The sequence below is a fragment of the Micromonospora echinofusca genome (assembly GCF_900091445.1).
Classification (GTDB): domain Bacteria; phylum Actinomycetota; class Actinomycetes; order Mycobacteriales; family Micromonosporaceae; genus Micromonospora; species Micromonospora echinofusca.
In genome coordinates this window covers 1,544,492-1,560,378 of the sequence record NZ_LT607733.1, presented here as the reverse complement: position 1 = coordinate 1,560,378, position 15,887 = coordinate 1,544,492, and the positions used below count along the sequence as shown (strand labels likewise).

Genomic DNA, 15,887 nt, shown 5'->3' with positions numbered 1-15,887 from the left:
CGCCCTAGGCTGCCGGCGTGGGCACGAGCTACCAGACGATCCTGGCCCTGGGCGAGCTGGCGCAGATCCGCCGGGTCCTGACCGACGTCGACACGGAGGCGTACGTGACGCCTGTCGGCGAGCGCCGGTGGGCGGTCGTCCCGCGCGAGGAAGAGGAGAGCGGCTACGCCGAGGTCGACGACCTGGCACAGTTGATCACCCTGCTCACGCGCGAGCCGGCGGTCACCTTCGACGTCTTCGACTCCAGCGTCATGCGGGCCACGGTGCACGCCGGCGGCCGGGAGGTGCACCGCTACCTCTCCGACCAGGGCTGGGTGACGGAATACTGGGACGACGACGACAACGAGGTCCTCGCCGGCTTCGACGGCACGCTCCACCCGCTGGACGCCCCGCCGCCGCCCGGCCCGAGCGGGGACGACCCGGCCGTGTTCGCCCCGCTGGGGGTCGGGGCGGTCGACATCGTCGCGCTCGGTGCGGCGCTGCGCGGGGAGGTGCCGCTCGACGACGCGCCCCGGTTGTTCGCCGAGTGCCGGCACCGGGCGATCCTCGACGCGCTGGGGCTGGACCCGTGCCCGCTGACCCGGCCCTTCCGCGACACCCACCTCGACCACGTGCCGGCCCCGGTGCACTTGCGGCCCGGGGATGGGTGATCCCGGTCTCGATCCGCTCCGGTCCTGGTGAGCGCGGCGTTCGGCGGGAAAGCCCCTCTCGGCGGTGGTTGAATCGGCCGCCGGAGACGAACGAACAGGATGGGAGTCCACGCATGGCGAACGACGCCGGCAAGCAGCCCGCGAAGGCCTCGGGGACGTACCGGATCGGGGGCGACCTCCAGGTCCACCGGCTCGGCTACGGGGCGATGCAGCTCACCGGCCCGGGTGTGTGGGGCGACCCGAAGGACCCGGCCGAGGCCGTACGGGTGCTGCGCCGGGCGTACGAGCTGGGCGTGACGTTCATCGACACGGCCGACTCCTACGGGCCCTTCGTCAGCGAGATGCTGATCCGGGAGGCGCTGCACCCGTACGCCGACGACCTGGTCATCGCGACCAAGGCCGGTCTGACCCGCTCCGGCCCCAACGACTGGCGTCCGGTGGGGCGCCCGGAATACCTGCGCCAGCAGTGCGAGCTGAGCCTGCGGCACCTCGGCCTGGACAGCATCGGGCTCTACCAGCTGCACCGGATCGACCCGCAGGTGCCGCTCGCCGACCAGCTCGGGGAGCTGGCCCTGCTCAAGCAGGAGGGCAAGATCCGGCACATCGGCCTGTCCGAGGTGAGCGTCGAGCAGATCGAGGCGGCCCGCGCCATCACCCCGATCGCCTCCGTGCAGAACCTCTACAACCTGGCGGACCGCAGCGCGGAGGCCGTCCTGGAGCACTGCGAGCGCAACGACCTCGCGTTCATCCCCTGGTTCCCGATCGCCACCGGCGACCTGGCCCGGCCGGGCGGCCCGCTGGACGAGATCAGCACCGGGCACGGCGCGACGCCCGCGCAGCTCGCCCTCGCCTGGCTGCTGCGCCGGTCGCCGGTTGTGCTGCCGATCCCGGGCACGTCGTCGGTGGCGCACCTGGAGGAGAACGTGGCCGCCGCCGAGGTGCGGCTGACCGACGACGAGTACGCGGCCCTCGCCAAGGCCGCCTGACGACGCGGCAGTGGGGCGGGCGGCGCACGGCCGCCCGGCCCACGCGAGCGCTACAGGGCGAAGCAGTTGGGGCGGATCGGCTGGTCGCGCAGGGCCTGCCGGATCACCGTGTAGGTGGTGCCGTCGAGCACCAGGCCGAGGTGCCCGACGACCCGCAGGGGGCACGCCGACTGGATCAGCACGTTGGTCGCTCCGTCGGCCAGTTTGGCGTTGTCGACGGGGCGCACCAGCTCGTCCTGGAGGGTGCGTACCGCCGTCCAGCGGACCGTGCCGGGGGTGTCGTCGCCGTCGTTGAGGCCGGCGAGGAACGACGAGCCGATCGACATCTGCTGGCAGGCGACGATGCCGGCGCAGCTGCCCAGGCCGAGGAACTTCACGATGTTGGCCACGTACGTGCCGTACTGCGGGCTGCCGAGGCTGACGTAGCGGCCGACGCTGCTGGTCCCGCCCAGGCTCTTGATGAAGTACCGGGACACCAGGCCACCCTCGGAGTGGGCGACGACGTCGACCTTGGCCGCGCCGGTCGATGCGCGGACCTGCGCGACGAAGCTGCTGAACGCGCGGGCCGAGGCGGGGATGTCGCCGAGCCCGAGGTTGGGCAGCTGGTAGACCCAGACCCGGTACCCGTCGACGCGCAGCCGGGAGGCCAGCGGCCCGTATGCGGAGGCGATGCCGCTGAGGCCACCGACGACGATGACGGGGTTGCCTGCCGCGGCGGCGGCGATCTCGGCGGCGGTGTTGGTGACGCTGTTCCCGGCGGCGGGGGCGGGCGCGGGGGCGGTGGCCGCGGGCCGGTCGGGGGCCGCGACGGCGGCGGTGGTGGGGGCGGCGAGCACGGCGGCGACCGTGACGGCGAGGGCAGGGACGATCTTTCGGAGCAGCAAAGCTGCACCTCCCATGGAGGAACCCGGTGGTACCGGGTGGGGGTGGGGGTGGTTCCGATCGATCGTGGAGACGATGATGATGGCCGTAATCCACAAACGTCAATCACAAGTTACGGCCCGGTAACCTCTTTCGCGCCGGGAGCACAAACCGGCAATCCCGACGGCGTCCGTCCACGCCGGACGGTGCCCCGCCGACCCGGGCGCGGTGGCATGCTGTGACCCGTGCGTCCGACACCGCCCCGCGAAGAGCCGCTGCGGGTGATGCCGTGGTGGCTGGTGCTCGTCGGGCTGCTGGTCGCCGCGCTACTGGGGTGGCTGGTGCTCGACTGGCTGCTCGGCGAGGCCGACCGCGCCGCCCAGCCGGACACCCGCGCGACGCTGCGCATCGACGCCATCCGCACCGGGCTGACCGTGGTGGCCGGCACCGGCGGCGGGCTCGCGCTGCTGCTCGCCGCCCGCCGGCAGTGGATCGGCGAACGCGCGCAGCGACACCAGGAGGCCGTCGCCGCGCAGGACCAGGCGCACCGGGAACGGGTGCAGGCGCACACGGAGGCGATCACCGAGGCCGGGCAGCGTCACCAGGAGCGGCAGGCCGAGGCGGCCGAACACGACGCCGCCGAGCGCCGGCTGACCGAGTTGTACACCGGCGCCGTCGAACTGCTGGGCAACGACAACGCCGCCGTACGCCTGGGCGGCCTGCACGCCCTGGAGCGGCTCGGGCAGGACAATCCCGCCCAGCGGGAGACGATCGTGGCGGTGCTCTGCGCGTACCTTCGGATGCCGGCGCCGCAGGACGACGCGCGCGAGGCGGAGGTGCGCCGCACCGCGCAGCGGGTCCTGACCCGGCACCTGCGCACGAACGACGACGCCTTCTGGCCCGGGGTCAGGCTGGACCTGACCGGCGCCCGGCTCGACGGCTTCGACGCCGCCGGCTGCACGCTGGACGACGCGGACCTGACGGGCGCGGTCTGCGCCGGCACCACCAGCCTGGCCGGCGCGACCGTGCGCGGGCGGCTGCGGCTGGGCGCGACCTTCGCGGACCTGGTCTGCGACGACCTGCGCGGCGACGCCGAGATCGCCCTCGACGACGCCGAGATCACCGGCCGGGTCAGCTTCGACCGGGCCGACCTGGCCGGCGACCTGTCGTGCCGGCAGGCCATCATCTGCCGGGCCTCGTTCCGGCGAGCCACGCTGCACCGGACGGCGACCTTCGATGCGGCCCACTTCACCCACAGCGTGACCTTCCGCGAAGCGGTCTTCCTGAGCGGAGTCTCGATGGACCGCGCCACGATCGCCGGCTACGCCGGGTTCCGACTGGCCCGCTTCGGAGACCTGGCCCTGTTCCGGTGGACCAAGTTCGGCGACCGGACCTCGTTCGAGGGGGCCCGGTTCGATGGCATCGCGAACTTCGGCCGGTCCCGCTTCCATGGGCCGGTCACCTTCGAGGGGGCGACGTTCGCCCGTCCGCCCCTGGTCGAACACGCTCGGGCGACGGTCGCTGACCCGCACGTCTGGCCCAAGGGCACGACCGTCGGCCGGCTCGACGACGACTGACTGCCGCTCGCCGACGGCGGATTTCGGCAGCTGCCCGGGTGCGGCGACCCGACGCGCGCCCGCTCGTCGGGTCGTTCGTCAGGCGCGGTCGCCGAGTCGGGCGACGAAGGCCCGCCAGGCGGTCGGGGTGAAGAGCAGCGCGGGGCCGGTGGGGTCCTTCGAATCCCGTACGCCGACGACGCCGGGCAGGTTGTCGGCGACCTCGACGCAGGTGCCGCCGTTGGTGGACGAGCGGGACGATTTGCGCCACCGCGCACCGGTCAGGATGTCCATGTCTTCGCCGCTTCCTTGAGCACGTCGAGTGATTGCCTCAGCGGGAGGGCTTCGCCGCGGACAGCGGCCCACGCGAGCCCCACGCGGGCAATCGCGTCAGGCTGCCCGGTGGTCTGCTCGTTCCAGAGCGTCGCGAAGTATCCGCCGGTGTCCAGCGCCTTGTCGACGGCGGTCAGGTAGGGCGCGGTCGGCGGCTTCGCCCCGGTCTCGATCACGCTCACCTGGGAGTCCGAGCAGAAGACCAGCTCGCCGAGTTGCGCCTGGGTCAACCCGGCGGCGGCCCGGCGCCGTCGCAGCTCACGAAGCAGGTACTCCGACGGCGAGATTCCCACGGCTTCCACGCCCTTCCACGACTCTCCACACCGTTCGTCGGCAGCCCGCAACCGTGCACTACGTTCCGCGATCGGGCGGTGACTGTTCCGAGCCTAGGGGGCGAGCGTCCAGGGTGGAAGGAGCGCGGGACGCCCAGCCCGCACTCCCTTCACCGACGACGAAAAGGAGACGCCTGTGCCCGTGCCGAGGCCCGCGAATGCCGTACCGGCGTCGCGCTGGGCGACGCGCCCCGCCGCCGCGACGGCCCGCACCCGCGAGGACGGGACGCCCCGGGCCGACCCCGGCGTCTACCTGCTGACGCGCGAGGCGTCGCCGCAGTTCGCCACGCCGATCACGGTACGGGTGATCCGCGAGCGGACCGACCTGGTCACGTACCACGGCTGGACGTGGGTCGAGGTGTATCAGCTCGACGCGCGCGGCCAGGCGACCGACCGTCGCGAGTTGTACGTACGGCCCGACGGGATGCGTCCCACTCAGGCGCCATCGGCCGAGCGCCGCGCTCCCGTCCGGCGGAACGCGAGGACCAGCCGGTGAGCGCGCCTCTCCACCTCCACGTACCGTCCCGCCCGACGTGGCGCTGCCGGGCCTGCGGGATCGCCTGGCCCTGTTCTCCGGCGAAGCTGCGTCTCCTCGCGAGGTACCGGGACGACATGCCCGGGCTCCTGGTCCACCTCGTGACCCTGCGCAAGGAGGCCGCCGGCCAGCTCGCCGAGCAGGACCTGGACGTACGGTCGACGGATCTGCACAGGCGGTTCACGGACTGGGTGCCGGTCCACCCCCGCTGACAGCCGCTGGGGCACCCGCGCCGCGCGGCGGCTCCCGGGGACCTGCCGGTTGCCACTTCGGACAAGGCTACGCCGCCCGAGGGCGGGCGACGGCGGGCACCGCGAGCGTCGCGGGCCCGGACTGGAAGGTGGTCTCGTGGGCGGGGCAGCTCGACAGGGCCCGGCTGGCCCACCACCACGAGGCGCCGCGCCGACCACGGGACGTCCGACGCGTCGATGGGCCGGCGTGGCGGGTGCTCAGCGCAGGACGCGGAACAGCAGCAGGAAGGCCACGTAGGCGACCGGCACGGCCGCGAAGCAGATCAGAAAGCCGAGGTGCACGTAGCGGGGCGGCGTGCCGGCGACGATGGCCGGTCGCCCCCAGCGGCCGAGCACCAGGTAGCCGGCGAAGAAGGACAGCGCGGGCAGACCCGCGCAGATCCACGCGCCGAGCGTGAAGCCGTCGACCAGGCCGACACCGGAGGCGAGCACCATGATCATCATGAGGAGCGCGCCCACGGCCGCGCAGCCCGCGTAGACGCCGACGGCCTGGGCCACCGGCGACCAGTCCGGCAGGAGCGCCGGCCGCTGCGCGAGCAGCTCGGTCTGCTGCCCGTGTCGGTCGGACTCGTCGGCGTAGCGGCGGGCCAGCTCCAGCTCGACGGTCGGGTCGGCCTCCGCCGGGCGCTGCGCCGGCACCCCGGCCGCCGCCGGGCTCGCCGCCGTCGGCAGCGCCAGCCTCGCCTCCCCCGCCCCACCCTGGAGGTACGCCCCGACCTCCGGCTGCCCCGGCGCGCCGGCTGCGCCGGCGGGTTCCCGCTCCCCCGATCCGGCACCGGCGAGCGCGGCACCCCCGTTGGGTCCCGTTGGCGCGGGCGCCTGACCCGGAGGCGCTGTGGACGGCGCGGGTGCGGGGCCGGTGGGCACGCTGGACGCCGGGATGCCGATGGCCTGGCCGAGCTGGTCGAGGCGCTGCCCCTGCGCGGTGAGCCGGTGCTGGAGGTAGTCCGCGGTGGCGTGCAGGTTGCGTCGCCGGTCGGCGTCGGCGGCGGCACCGCGCTCGCCGGCACGCCGCCGCTCGGCGAGTTGCCGGGCCAGTGCCGCGTACTCCTCGAAGGTGGACACCGCCTCAGTCCTCCCCGTCCGGGCCGTGCCCGTCGCGGGCGAACGGCACGATGAGCCGGGTGCGCTGGTCGTGCCGGTCGACCAGGAGCGCCCGGTCGGGCCGGGGCGCGTACGCGAGGTCGTGCACGCCGAGGTGCAGCCCCAGCTCGGTGCCGGGCACGTTCAGCGCCACCAGGCAGGCGACGTCGTCGCGGTTGTGGGCGCCGCCCAGGTCGTCGGCGAGTCGGCGCAGCCCGCGCCACCAGCCGAGCAGGTGCACCCCCCGCCCCGGCCCCTGCCGCAGGACGGTGCGCAGGTCGTCGTGGCCGGAGCGGAACGTCTCCGGGTCGGTGGCCGCGAGCACCCCGCTGGCGGCGTCGACGCCGAAGACGACGAGATAGGTGCGGCCGGAAACCGGGGCGGTGCCGCCCGCCGCGAGGCCCCCGGGCTCGTCGGGGGCGGACAGCGCGGCGGCGAGGGTGCCGACGTGCCGGCGCAGGCCGGGCGCGTCGATGCGGTCGACGGGGTGGCCGGCGGCGGCCAGGATCGCGGCGGTGTCGTCGGCGGCGGGCTCGGCGGCGGTGACCAGCGGGGCGAGCAGGAAGCGGGCGTCGCCCGGGGCGTGCTGCCGGGCGAGGCTCAGGGTGGCCGCGCGCAGCACCTCCGCGCCGGTGACCGGGGTGCCGACCACGGCGAGGTGCCGGCCCGGGGAGGCGTCCATCATGAACAGTGCCGAGGTGCCCTCGACGTCGACCGTGCGCCCGACCAGGGCCAACGGCCGGCGCCCGCCCGGGCGCAGCCCGGCGAAGGTCGGGTCGTCCTCGACGTGGGCGGCCTCGTAGCCCTTGAAGACCGACGGGGGGCGGGTGCCCGCCGCGCGGGCCTGCCACAGCTCGTGGCGCAGCCCGGCCAGCTCCCCGGCGGCGGCGTGCGCGTCGGGGAAGCGGACGACGGTGTCGGCGCCGACGGCACCGGCGGCGGTGTTGAGCACGGCCGAGCCGATCGGCAGGGTCTGGGCGGCCTCGTTCAGCGGGTCGAGCACCCCGCCGCCGCCGGGCAGCGCCACCCGCAGCGCGAACTGGCCGAAGATCGCCTCGGCCCGGCCGTAGAGCGCCTCGACGCCGGTCATGCTCTGGCTGGCCAGGACGAGGTGCACGCCGTACGAGCGGCCCTTGCGGGCCAACTCCTCCAGCAGGTCGACCGACTCGCGGGCCAGCGCGTCGTTGCCGGCGAGGAGCACGTGGAACTCGTCGATCACGGCCACGATGCGCGGCACCGGGGTGTCGCGGGGCAGGTCGGCGAGCTTCGTGACGCCGTGCCGCTTGAGGGTGGTGGCCCGCCGCGACAGCTCGCGGCGCAGCTCGCGCAGCACGGCGACGCCGTACTCCCGGTCGGACTCGATGCCGACCGCCCGCGCGTGCGGCAGCCAGGACGGGTCGCGGGGGGTGGGCACGAACTCGGTGAAGCTCACCCCCTCCTTGAAGTCGAGCAGGTAGAGCTGGAGCTCGGCCGGCGAGTAGCGGGCGGCCAGCCCGTAGAGGACGTCGAGCAGGAAGACGGTCTTGCCGGCGCCGGTGCGCCCGCCGACGAGCCAGTGCGGGGTGGCGTCGTCGAAGGCGACGGTGACCGGGTCGCGGCCGGCGCGGCCGACCACGGTGCGCAGCCCGTTGCCCGCCGACTCGGCCCAGCGTCGGTCGGGCAGCAGCTCGGCGAAACCGACCGCGTCGCTGCGCCGGGCGGCGGCGCCGAGGTGCGCGGCGAGGGCGGCCACGGACGCGGCCGGCGGGTCGCCGTCGAGCAGCACGGGGACGGCCAGTCCGCTGCCGTCGTGGCTGAACGGGGCCCCGGGCGGGTCGCCGACGTGGGCGTACCGCTCGGTCAACCGGATCATGGTGGTGGCGCCGAGCTGCGGTGCCGGCTCGGGCGACGCGGCGGTGGGCCGGCCGGCGGCCAGCACGCAGACGGCGGCGGCCGGCCCGGCGTGGGTGAGCGCGGCGAGCCGGGCCGCCTCGCGCGGCGGCGGGGCCGACGCGGCGACGACAAGCAGGAGTTCCTGGTCGGGGCGGTCGGCGTGCCGGGCCGCGCGGGCGTGCCGCTCGGCGGCGTCGAGCAGGGCGGTCACCTCGGCCTCGCCGGTGGCCGGCGGGTCGAGCACGCCGGCGTCGATGAGCGGGCGCAGCGGCCCGAAGGTGGCGCCGAGCGCGGCGGTGTCGATGCCGGCGACCCGGACGCCGCCGGTCGGGGCGGTGGCGAGCAGCCGCAGCACGAGCGCGCGCAGCAGGCCGGCCACCCGGGGGTCGCGGGCGTCCGCGTCGACGGCGAGGTGGTGGCCGCCGCCCAGCGGTACGAGGACGGGAAAGCCGCCGTCGGGTGTGGACGCCTCGCCGACGCGCAACGGTACGGGCGCGGCGGCCACCGGGGTGGCCCCGGGGGTGGGCGTGGCGAGCGTGCCGCCGAGCGCCGCGAGCCGGGTGACCAGCTCGGACGCGCCGGCCGGGGCGGCCTGGGGCGACTGCCCGGCGAGTGCCCGGCGGGCGGTGTCGAGGTGCGCCCGGGCCGCCCGGTGCGCCGCGACCGCCTGCCCGTACGCCGACGCGAGCCTGCCCACTTTCTGCTCCCGTCGCCGTCGCCCCGCCTGGTCCCCAAGGACCCTAACGGACAGCGGCGACACCCGGACAGCGGCGAGCCGGGCGCGTCGGCGGGCGGCCGCTCCACGATGGCGCGCGGACGGGCCCCTCCCTGGTCGCAGACCTGCGGGAAGGGACCCGTCCGCGTGTGCGGGGTGGGTCGAGGCCGCCGACGCGGGCCAGTGCCCGGCTCGGCGGTCGTCGCCCGTCCGGCGGGGCGGTCAGCCGGTGACGGCGTTGAGGGCCGGCAGGTAGCCGTACCGGTAGCCGTCGGCGTCGAGGCGGTACGCCTCGATGACGCCGCCGACGTCGCGGATCCACGGGTCGGCCGCGCAGACCCGGTGGACAGGTCGTACGGGCCGGCGCCGACGCCGGACACTGAGCGGACGGTGCGCTCAGCGCGCGGCCAGGGGCTCCCGGGCCGGGTCCACCGGGGCCGGCAGCGTGCCCGTCCCGCCCAGGTGGGCGTGGATGGCGGCGGCCGCGGCGCGGCCCTCGGCGATCGCCCAGACGATCAGCGAGGCGCCCCGGTGCATGTCGCCGGCGACGAAGACGCCGTCGACGCCGGTCTGCCAGTCCGGCCGGGCGTCGATCGCGCCGCGCGCGTTGCGGGAGACCCCGAACTGGTCGAGCAGCGGCTGCTGCTCGGTGCCCTCGAAGCCGATGGCCAGCAGCACCAGGTCGGCCGGCAGCTCCCGCTCCGAGCCGGGCAGCGGGGTGACGATGCGCCGCCCGTCCCGCTTCTCCACGGTCACCTCGGCGATCCGCACCGCGCGCACCTGACCGGTGCCGTCGTCGACGAACTCCTGCACAGCGACGGCGAAGACCCGCTCGCCGCCCTCCTCGTGCGCCGGATAGCTGCGCAGCAGCCACGGCCAGGTCGGCCACGGGTCCCGGGTCTCGTCGCGCGCCTGCGGCGGCTGCGGGTAGAGGTCCAGCTGGTGTACGCCGGCCGCGCCCTGACGGTGCGCCACGCCCAGGCAGTCCGCCGCCGTGTCGCCGCCACCGATGATCACGATGTGCTTGCCGGCCGCGTCGATCGGGTCCCCGTCGGGCAGCACCGCCGTGTCGGGCCGCCCGCCCGCCGCCGCGGCCACCACGCGGTTGGCCGCCACGAGGTGGTCCATCGCCTGGTGTACGCCGCGCAGCCCGCGGCCCGGGGTCTGCGGGGTGTCCCGGCCCTGAAGCGCGCCGCAGGCGAGCAGCACGGCGTCGTGCTCGGCGCGCAGCTGCTCGGCGGTGACGTCGACGCCGACGTCCACCCCGGTGCGGAAGCGCACCCCCTCGGCGGAGAGCTGGGCCAGGCGCCGGTCGATGTGGACCTTCTCCAGCTTGAAGTCCGGGATGCCGTACCGCAGCAGGCCGCCGATCGCGTCGTCGCGCTCGTACACCGTGACGGCGTGACCGGCGCGGGCGAGCTGCTGCGCGGCGGCGAGACCGGCGGGCCCGGAGCCGACCACGGCGACCGAACGGCCGGTCGGCGTCGACGCCGGGCGCGGCGACAGCCCGCCCCGGGCGACGGCCGCGTCGGCGATCTCCACCTCGACCTGCTTGATGGTGACCGGCTCGCCCCCGCCGATGCCGAGCACGCAGGCCGCCTCGCAGGGCGCCGGGCAGAGCCGGCCGGTGAACTCGGGGAAGTTGTTGGTGGCGTGCAGCGAGTCCACCGCGGCGTCCCAGTTGCCCGTACGGACCAGGTCGTTCCAGTCCGGGATGCGGTTGCCCAGCGGGCAGCCGTCGTGGCAGAACGGGATGCCGCAGTCCATGCAGCGGGTGGCCTGCTCGCGGATGAGCTCCTCGCCGGCCGGCGGGTACACCTCGCGCCAGTCGCTGATCCGCACCGGCACCGGGCGGCGCGCGGGCAGCCGCCGGTTGTAGCGCAGGAAACCGTTCGGGTCAGGCACGAGCCACCTCCTGGACCGTCACCCGCGAGGCGGGCAGGGTCGGCACAGACGAAGCGGAAGGCGCCGGCTGCGCTGCCGAGGCGGCAGGGCCCGCCAGTGCGCTCATCACCGCGTCGTCGACGTCGCGGCCGGCGGCTTCGGCGGCCCGCATGATCTCCAGCACCCGGCGGTAGTCGCGGGGCACCACGGCGGTGAACTCCGCCACCGCCTCCGGCCAGCGCTTGAGCAGCCCCTCGGCGACCGCCGAGTCGGTCTCGGCGAAGTGCCGCTGCACCAGCTCGTGCAGCATTGCCTGCTCCGGCTCGGACAGCGGCGCCAGGTCGACCAGCTCCGCGTTCACCCGCCGGCGGTCCAGCGCGTGCACGAAGGCCGTACCGCCGGACATGCCGGCGGCGAAGTTGCGGCCGGTCGGTCCCAGCACCACCACGGTCCCGCCGGTCATGTACTCGCAGCCGTGGTCACCGACGCCCTCGACGACGGCCACCGCGCCGGAGTTGCGCACCGCGAACCGCTCCCCCACCCGGCCGCGCAGGAACAACTCGCCCGCGGTGGCCCCGTAGAGGATGGTGTTGCCGGCGATGATCTGGTCCTCGGCCCGCTGCCCCGGCGCGGCGTCGCCGTCGAGGAAGGGGGCCGCGGCGTCCGGCCGCACGATGAGCCGACCGCCGGAGAGGCCCTTGCCCACGTAGTCGTTGGCGTCGCCGTGCAGCCGCAGGGTGACCCCGTGCGGAAGGAACGCGCCGAAGGACTGGCCGGCGGTGCCGCGCAGCGTGAACTCGATCGTGTCGGCGGGCAGGCCCGCCCCGCCGAAGCGGCGGGTCACCTCGCCGCCCAGCATCGCGCCGACGCTGCGGTGCTCGTTGCGCACCGCCACCGCCACCCGCACCGGCGTACGGTCGCGCAGCGCCGGGGCGGCCAGTGCGATCAGCTCGTTGTCCAGCGCCAGCTCCAGGCCGTGGTCCTGGGCCCGTACGCCCCGGCGCGCGGCCCCGGCGGGCAGCTCCGGCAGGTGCAGCACGGGGGTCAGGTCGAGCCCGCCGGCCTTCCAGTGCGCGATCGCCGGGGCGACGTCGAGCAGCTCGGCCTGCCCGATGGCCTCCTCGATCGACCGCAGGCCCAGCTCGGCCAGGTAGCCGCGGACCTCCTCGGCGAGGAACAGGAAGAAGTTCTCCACGAACTCCGGCCGGCCGGTGAAGCGTTCCCGCAGCACCGGGTTCTGGGTGGCGATGCCGACCGGGCAGGTGTCGAGGTGGCAGACGCGCATCATCACGCAGCCCTCGACGATCAGCGGCGCGGTGGCGAAGCCGAACTCCTCGGCCCCGAGCAGCGCCGCCACCAGCACGTCCCGGCCGGTCTTGAGCTGCCCGTCGACCTGCACGGTGACCCGGTCGCGCAGCTTGTTGAGCAGCAGCGTCTGCTGCGCCTCGGCCAGCCCCAGCTCCCACGGGGTGCCGGCGTGCTTGAGCGAGTTCAGCGGCGAGGCGCCGGTGCCGCCGTCGTGGCCCGAGATCAGGATGACGTCGGCCTTGAGCTTGGCCACGCCCGCCGCCACCGTGCCGACGCCCACCTCGCTGACGAGCTTGACGTGCACCCGCGCGGACGGGTTGACGCACTTCAGGTCGTGTACGAGCTGCGCGAGGTCCTCGATGGAGTAGATGTCGTGGTGCGGCGGCGGGGAGATCAGGCCCACGCCGGGGGTGGCGTGGCGGGTACGGGCGATCCACGGCCAGACCTTGTTGCCGGGCAGCTGCCCGCCCTCGCCGGGCTTGGCGCCCTGCGCCATCTTGATCTGAAGGTCGTCGGCGTTGACGAGGTATTCGCTGGTCACCCCGAACCGGCCGCTGGCGATCTGCTTCACTGCGGAGCGGCGGGCCGGGTCGTGCAGCCGCTCGACGTCCTCGCCGCCCTCGCCGGTGTTGGACTTGCCGCCGAGGCGGTTCATCGCGATCGCGAGGGTCTCGTGCGCCTCCGCCGAGATCGACCCGTACGACATGGCGCCGGTGGCGAACCGCTTGACGATCTCGGTGGCCGGCTCGACCTCGTCGAGGGGCACCGGGGGCCGCACGCCCGTACGCAGGGTGAACAGGCCGCGCAGCGAGCCCGCCTTCGCGGCCAGCTCGTCGACCTTGGCCGTGTACTGGCGGAAGACGTCGTACTGGCGGCTGCGGGTGGCGTGCTGGAGCAGGAAGACCGTCTCCGGGTTGAACAGGTGCAGCTCGCCCTCGCGGCGCCACTGGTACTCGCCGCCCACCTCCAGCCGGTCGGTGGGCTCAGCGCCCGGCGGCGGCCAGGCCACGGCGTGCCGGGCGGCGACCTCGACGTGGATGCCGTCCAGCCCGATCCCGCCGATCTTGCTCGGGGTGCCCCGGAAGTAGCGCTGGACCAGCTTGGCGTCCAGCCCCACGGCCTCGAAGACCTGCGCCCCGCAGTACGACGACACCGTCGAGATGCCCATCTTGGACATGATCTTCAGGACGCCCTTGCCGAGGCCCTTGACGTAGTTGCGGACCGCCTTCACCGGCTCGACGCCGACGAGCGCCCCGGTGGAGATCATGTCCTCCACCGACTCGAAGGCCAGGTACGGGTTGACCGCCGCCGCGCCGTAGCCGATCAGCACCGCCGCGTGGTGCACCTCGCGGCAGTCGCCCGACTCGACGATCAGCGCCACCTGGGTGCGGGTCTGCTCGCGCACCAGGTGCTGGTGCACTGCGGCGGTGAGCAGCAGCGACGGGATGGGGGCGAGGTCGGCGTTGGAGTCGCGGTCCGACAGCACGAGGATGCGTACGCCGTCCTCGATGGCCTCGGAGACGTGCCGGCAGATCTCCGTCAGCCGGGCCTTGATGCCGGCGCCGCCCTCGCGCAGGCGGTAGAGACCGGAGACCCGGACGGCCTTGAAGCCGGGCAGGTCGCCGTCCTCGTCGATGGAGAGGATCTTCGCCAGCTCGTCGTTGTCGATCACCGGGTACGGCAGCACGATCTGCCGGCAGCTCGCCGGGCCGGGGTCGAGCAGGTTGCCCTCCGGCCCGATGGTCGACGCCAGGCTGGTCACCAGCTCCTCGCGGATGGCGTCCAGGGGCGGGTTCGTGACCTGCGCGAAGAGCTGATGGAAGTAGTCGTAGAGCAGCCGGGGCCGGGTGGACAGCGGGGCGATCGGGGTGTCGGTGCCCATCGAGCCGAGCGGCTCGGCGCCCGTGCGCGCCATCGGCGCGAGCAGGATCTTCAGCTCCTCCTCGGTGTAGCCGAAGGCCTGCTGGCGGCGGCGTACCGAGTCGTGGGTGTAGACGATGTGCTCGCGCGGCGGCAGGTCGGTCAGCTCGATCAGGCCAGCGTGCAGCCAGTCGGCGTACGGCTGCTCGGCCGCCAGCTCGGCCTTGATCTCCTCGTCGTGCACGATCCGGCCGGCGACGGTGTCGACCAGGAACATCTTCCCCGGCTGGAGGCGGCCCTTGGCGACCACCCGGGCCGGGTCGAGGTCGAGCACGCCCGCCTCGCTGCCGAGCACCACGAGCCCGTCGTCCGTACGCCACCAGCGGCCCGGACGCAGGCCGTTGCGGTCCAGCACGGCGCCGACGACGTCGCCGTCGGTGAAGGCGACCGACGCCGGCCCGTCCCACGGCTCCATGAGGCTCGCGTGGAAGCGGTAGAAGGCGCGCTTGTCGGCGGCCATGTCGGGGTCGTTCTCCCACGCCTCGGGGATCATCATCAGCACCGCGTGCGGCAGGCTGCGCCCGGCCAGGTGCAGCAGCTCCAGGACCTCGTCGAAGTTCGCGGAGTCGGAGGCGGCGGGGGTGCAGACCGGGAAGACCCGGCGGATGTTGCCGGGGATGTTCGGGGTGCGGACCAATGCCTCGCGGGCCTGCATCCAGTTCCGGTTGCCGCGGATCGTGTTGATCTCGCCGTTGTGCGCGATGAGCCGGTACGGGTGCGCCAGCGGCCAGGACGGGAACGTGTTGGTGGAGAAGCGGGAGTGCACCAGCGCGATCGCGCTCTGCACCCGCTCGTCGGTCAGCTCCGGATAGAACGCCGGCAGCTGGCCGGGGGTCAGCATGCCCTTGAAGACCATGGTCCGCGCCGACAGCGACGGGAAGTAGGCCGGCACGCCCCGCTCGGCGCTCTCCCGCTCGGCCTGCTTACGCACGCAGAACGCCACCCGCTCCAGCTCGATGCCGCGCAGCGGCGACCCGGCCGGACCGGCCGGCGAGTCGGTGAGCCGGTGCGCGGCCAGGAAGAGCTGCCGGACCCGGGGCATCGCCGCCAGGGCGGTCTCGCCGAGCCCGCTCGGGTCGACCGGCACGTCTCGCCAGCCGAACAGGTGGGCGCCCTCCACCAGCGCGTACTTCTCCACCACGCGGCGGGCGCGGGCCTCGTCGGCGTCGTCGTCGGGGAGGAACACCAGGCCGGTGGCGTACTCGCCGGCGGGCGGCAGCGGGAAGTCCACCACCGCGCGCAGGAACGCGTCCGGAATCTGGATCATGATGCCCGCGCCGTCGCCCGTGTTCGGTTCCGCGCCCCGGGCTCCCCGGTGGTCCAGCCGGCAGAGCGCGTCGAGGCCGTTGGCCACGACCGCGTGCGAGCGCCGTCCGTGCAGGTCCGCCACGAAGGCCACGCCGCACGCGTCGTGCTCCTGCGCGGGGTCGTAGAGACCGGCCGCGGGCGCTCCCGGGCCGAGGTGCGGGGCCTGCTTCGGGCTGCTGTGAGGGTACGGAAAGGCCACCGGGCCTCCTGTCGTCGCTCAGGGTGGATCTCGATCGGGACGACGTCGGCCCTCAAGGGTCTATTGAGTCTACGTTAGGGTCCGGCGCGCAAGG

11 protein-coding genes and 3 pseudogenes are annotated in these 15,887 nt (G+C 74.7%); 5 read left to right on the top strand and 9 right to left on the bottom strand.

The window, feature by feature from the left end; genetic code table 11:
* Positions 1 to 17 precede the first annotated feature (17 nt).
* Both GA0070610_RS07195 and GA0070610_RS07190 read left to right on the top strand, forming a co-directional pair.
* Positions 18 to 650, top strand: coding sequence for a hypothetical protein (locus tag GA0070610_RS07195; RefSeq protein WP_088999296.1), 633 nt, complete (start codon positions 18 to 20; stop codon positions 648 to 650).
* Positions 651 to 763: 113 nt separating this feature from the next.
* Positions 764 to 1,636, top strand: a complete 873-nt coding sequence (locus GA0070610_RS07190; RefSeq protein WP_088999295.1) for an aldo/keto reductase — start codon at positions 764 to 766, stop codon at positions 1,634 to 1,636.
* Positions 1,637 to 1,686: 50 nt separating this feature from the next.
* Here GA0070610_RS07190 and GA0070610_RS07185 read toward each other — a convergent pair whose 3' ends face one another.
* Complete coding sequence (locus GA0070610_RS07185) at positions 1,687 to 2,520, bottom strand: alpha/beta fold hydrolase (protein WP_172896436.1); 834 nt, start codon at positions 2,518 to 2,520, stop codon at positions 1,687 to 1,689.
* A gap of 222 nt (positions 2,521 to 2,742) precedes the next feature.
* Here GA0070610_RS07185 and GA0070610_RS07180 point away from each other — a divergent pair, with 222 nt between their 5' ends.
* The gene (locus GA0070610_RS07180; RefSeq protein ID WP_157747057.1) at positions 2,743 to 4,074 is read left to right on the top strand and encodes a pentapeptide repeat-containing protein; all 1,332 of its coding nucleotides are present in this window, start codon (positions 2,743 to 2,745) and stop codon (positions 4,072 to 4,074) included.
* Between the two features lie 78 nt (positions 4,075 to 4,152).
* On the opposite strand, the gene GA0070610_RS07175 is transcribed toward GA0070610_RS07180, so the two are convergent.
* From GA0070610_RS07175 to GA0070610_RS31905, 3 genes and pseudogenes are all read right to left on the bottom strand, one after another.
* Positions 4,153 to 4,347: a DUF397 domain-containing protein gene (locus GA0070610_RS07175; RefSeq protein WP_088999292.1), complete on the bottom strand. Its 195-nt coding sequence runs from the start codon at positions 4,345 to 4,347 to the stop codon at positions 4,153 to 4,155.
* Positions 4,335 to 4,418, bottom strand: a pseudogene (locus tag GA0070610_RS31910) (XRE family transcriptional regulator); the annotation flags it as partial. The pseudogene GA0070610_RS31910 and the gene GA0070610_RS07175, both read right to left, overlap by 13 nt.
* 81 nt (positions 4,419 to 4,499) lie before the next feature.
* Positions 4,500 to 4,679: pseudogene (locus GA0070610_RS31905) on the bottom strand (helix-turn-helix domain-containing protein); the annotation flags it as partial.
* A gap of 175 nt (positions 4,680 to 4,854) precedes the next feature.
* Here GA0070610_RS31905 and GA0070610_RS07165 point away from each other — a divergent pair.
* Together GA0070610_RS07165 and GA0070610_RS31660 are read left to right on the top strand one after the other, a co-directional pair.
* Positions 4,855 to 5,214 (top strand): hypothetical protein, encoded by a 360-nt coding sequence (locus tag GA0070610_RS07165; RefSeq protein ID WP_088999290.1) that lies wholly within the window; start codon positions 4,855 to 4,857, stop codon positions 5,212 to 5,214.
* A 116-nt stretch (positions 5,215 to 5,330) separates the two neighbouring features.
* Positions 5,331 to 5,465 carry a hypothetical protein gene (locus tag GA0070610_RS31660; protein WP_269458866.1) on the top strand — a complete coding sequence of 45 codons (135 nt, stop codon included), beginning with the start codon at positions 5,331 to 5,333 and terminating at the stop codon, positions 5,463 to 5,465.
* Positions 5,466 to 5,702: 237 nt separating this feature from the next.
* On the opposite strand, the gene GA0070610_RS07155 is transcribed toward GA0070610_RS31660, so the two are convergent.
* From GA0070610_RS07155 to gltB, 5 genes and pseudogenes are all read right to left on the bottom strand, one after another.
* Positions 5,703 to 6,569, bottom strand: coding sequence for a hypothetical protein (locus tag GA0070610_RS07155; protein ID WP_088999288.1), 867 nt, complete (start codon positions 6,567 to 6,569; stop codon positions 5,703 to 5,705).
* 4 nt (positions 6,570 to 6,573) lie between these two features.
* Positions 6,574 to 9,156 carry an FtsK/SpoIIIE domain-containing protein gene (locus GA0070610_RS07150; protein WP_088999287.1) on the bottom strand — a complete coding sequence of 861 codons (2,583 nt, stop codon included), beginning with the start codon at positions 9,154 to 9,156 and terminating at the stop codon, positions 6,574 to 6,576.
* 240 nt (positions 9,157 to 9,396) lie between these two features.
* Positions 9,397 to 9,537: pseudogene (locus GA0070610_RS31335) on the bottom strand (lipase); the annotation flags it as partial.
* A gap of 33 nt (positions 9,538 to 9,570) precedes the next feature.
* On the bottom strand, positions 9,571 to 11,079 hold the full coding sequence (locus GA0070610_RS07145) for a glutamate synthase subunit beta (protein ID WP_088999286.1): 1,509 nt from the start codon (positions 11,077 to 11,079) through the stop codon (positions 9,571 to 9,573).
* Entirely contained in the window at positions 11,072 to 15,793 is a 4,722-nt protein-coding gene (gene gltB / locus GA0070610_RS07140; protein ID WP_088999285.1) for a glutamate synthase large subunit, read from the bottom strand. The genes GA0070610_RS07145 and gltB overlap by 8 nt, the downstream gene beginning before the upstream one ends.
* Between the last annotated feature and the right edge of the window lie 94 nt (positions 15,794 to 15,887).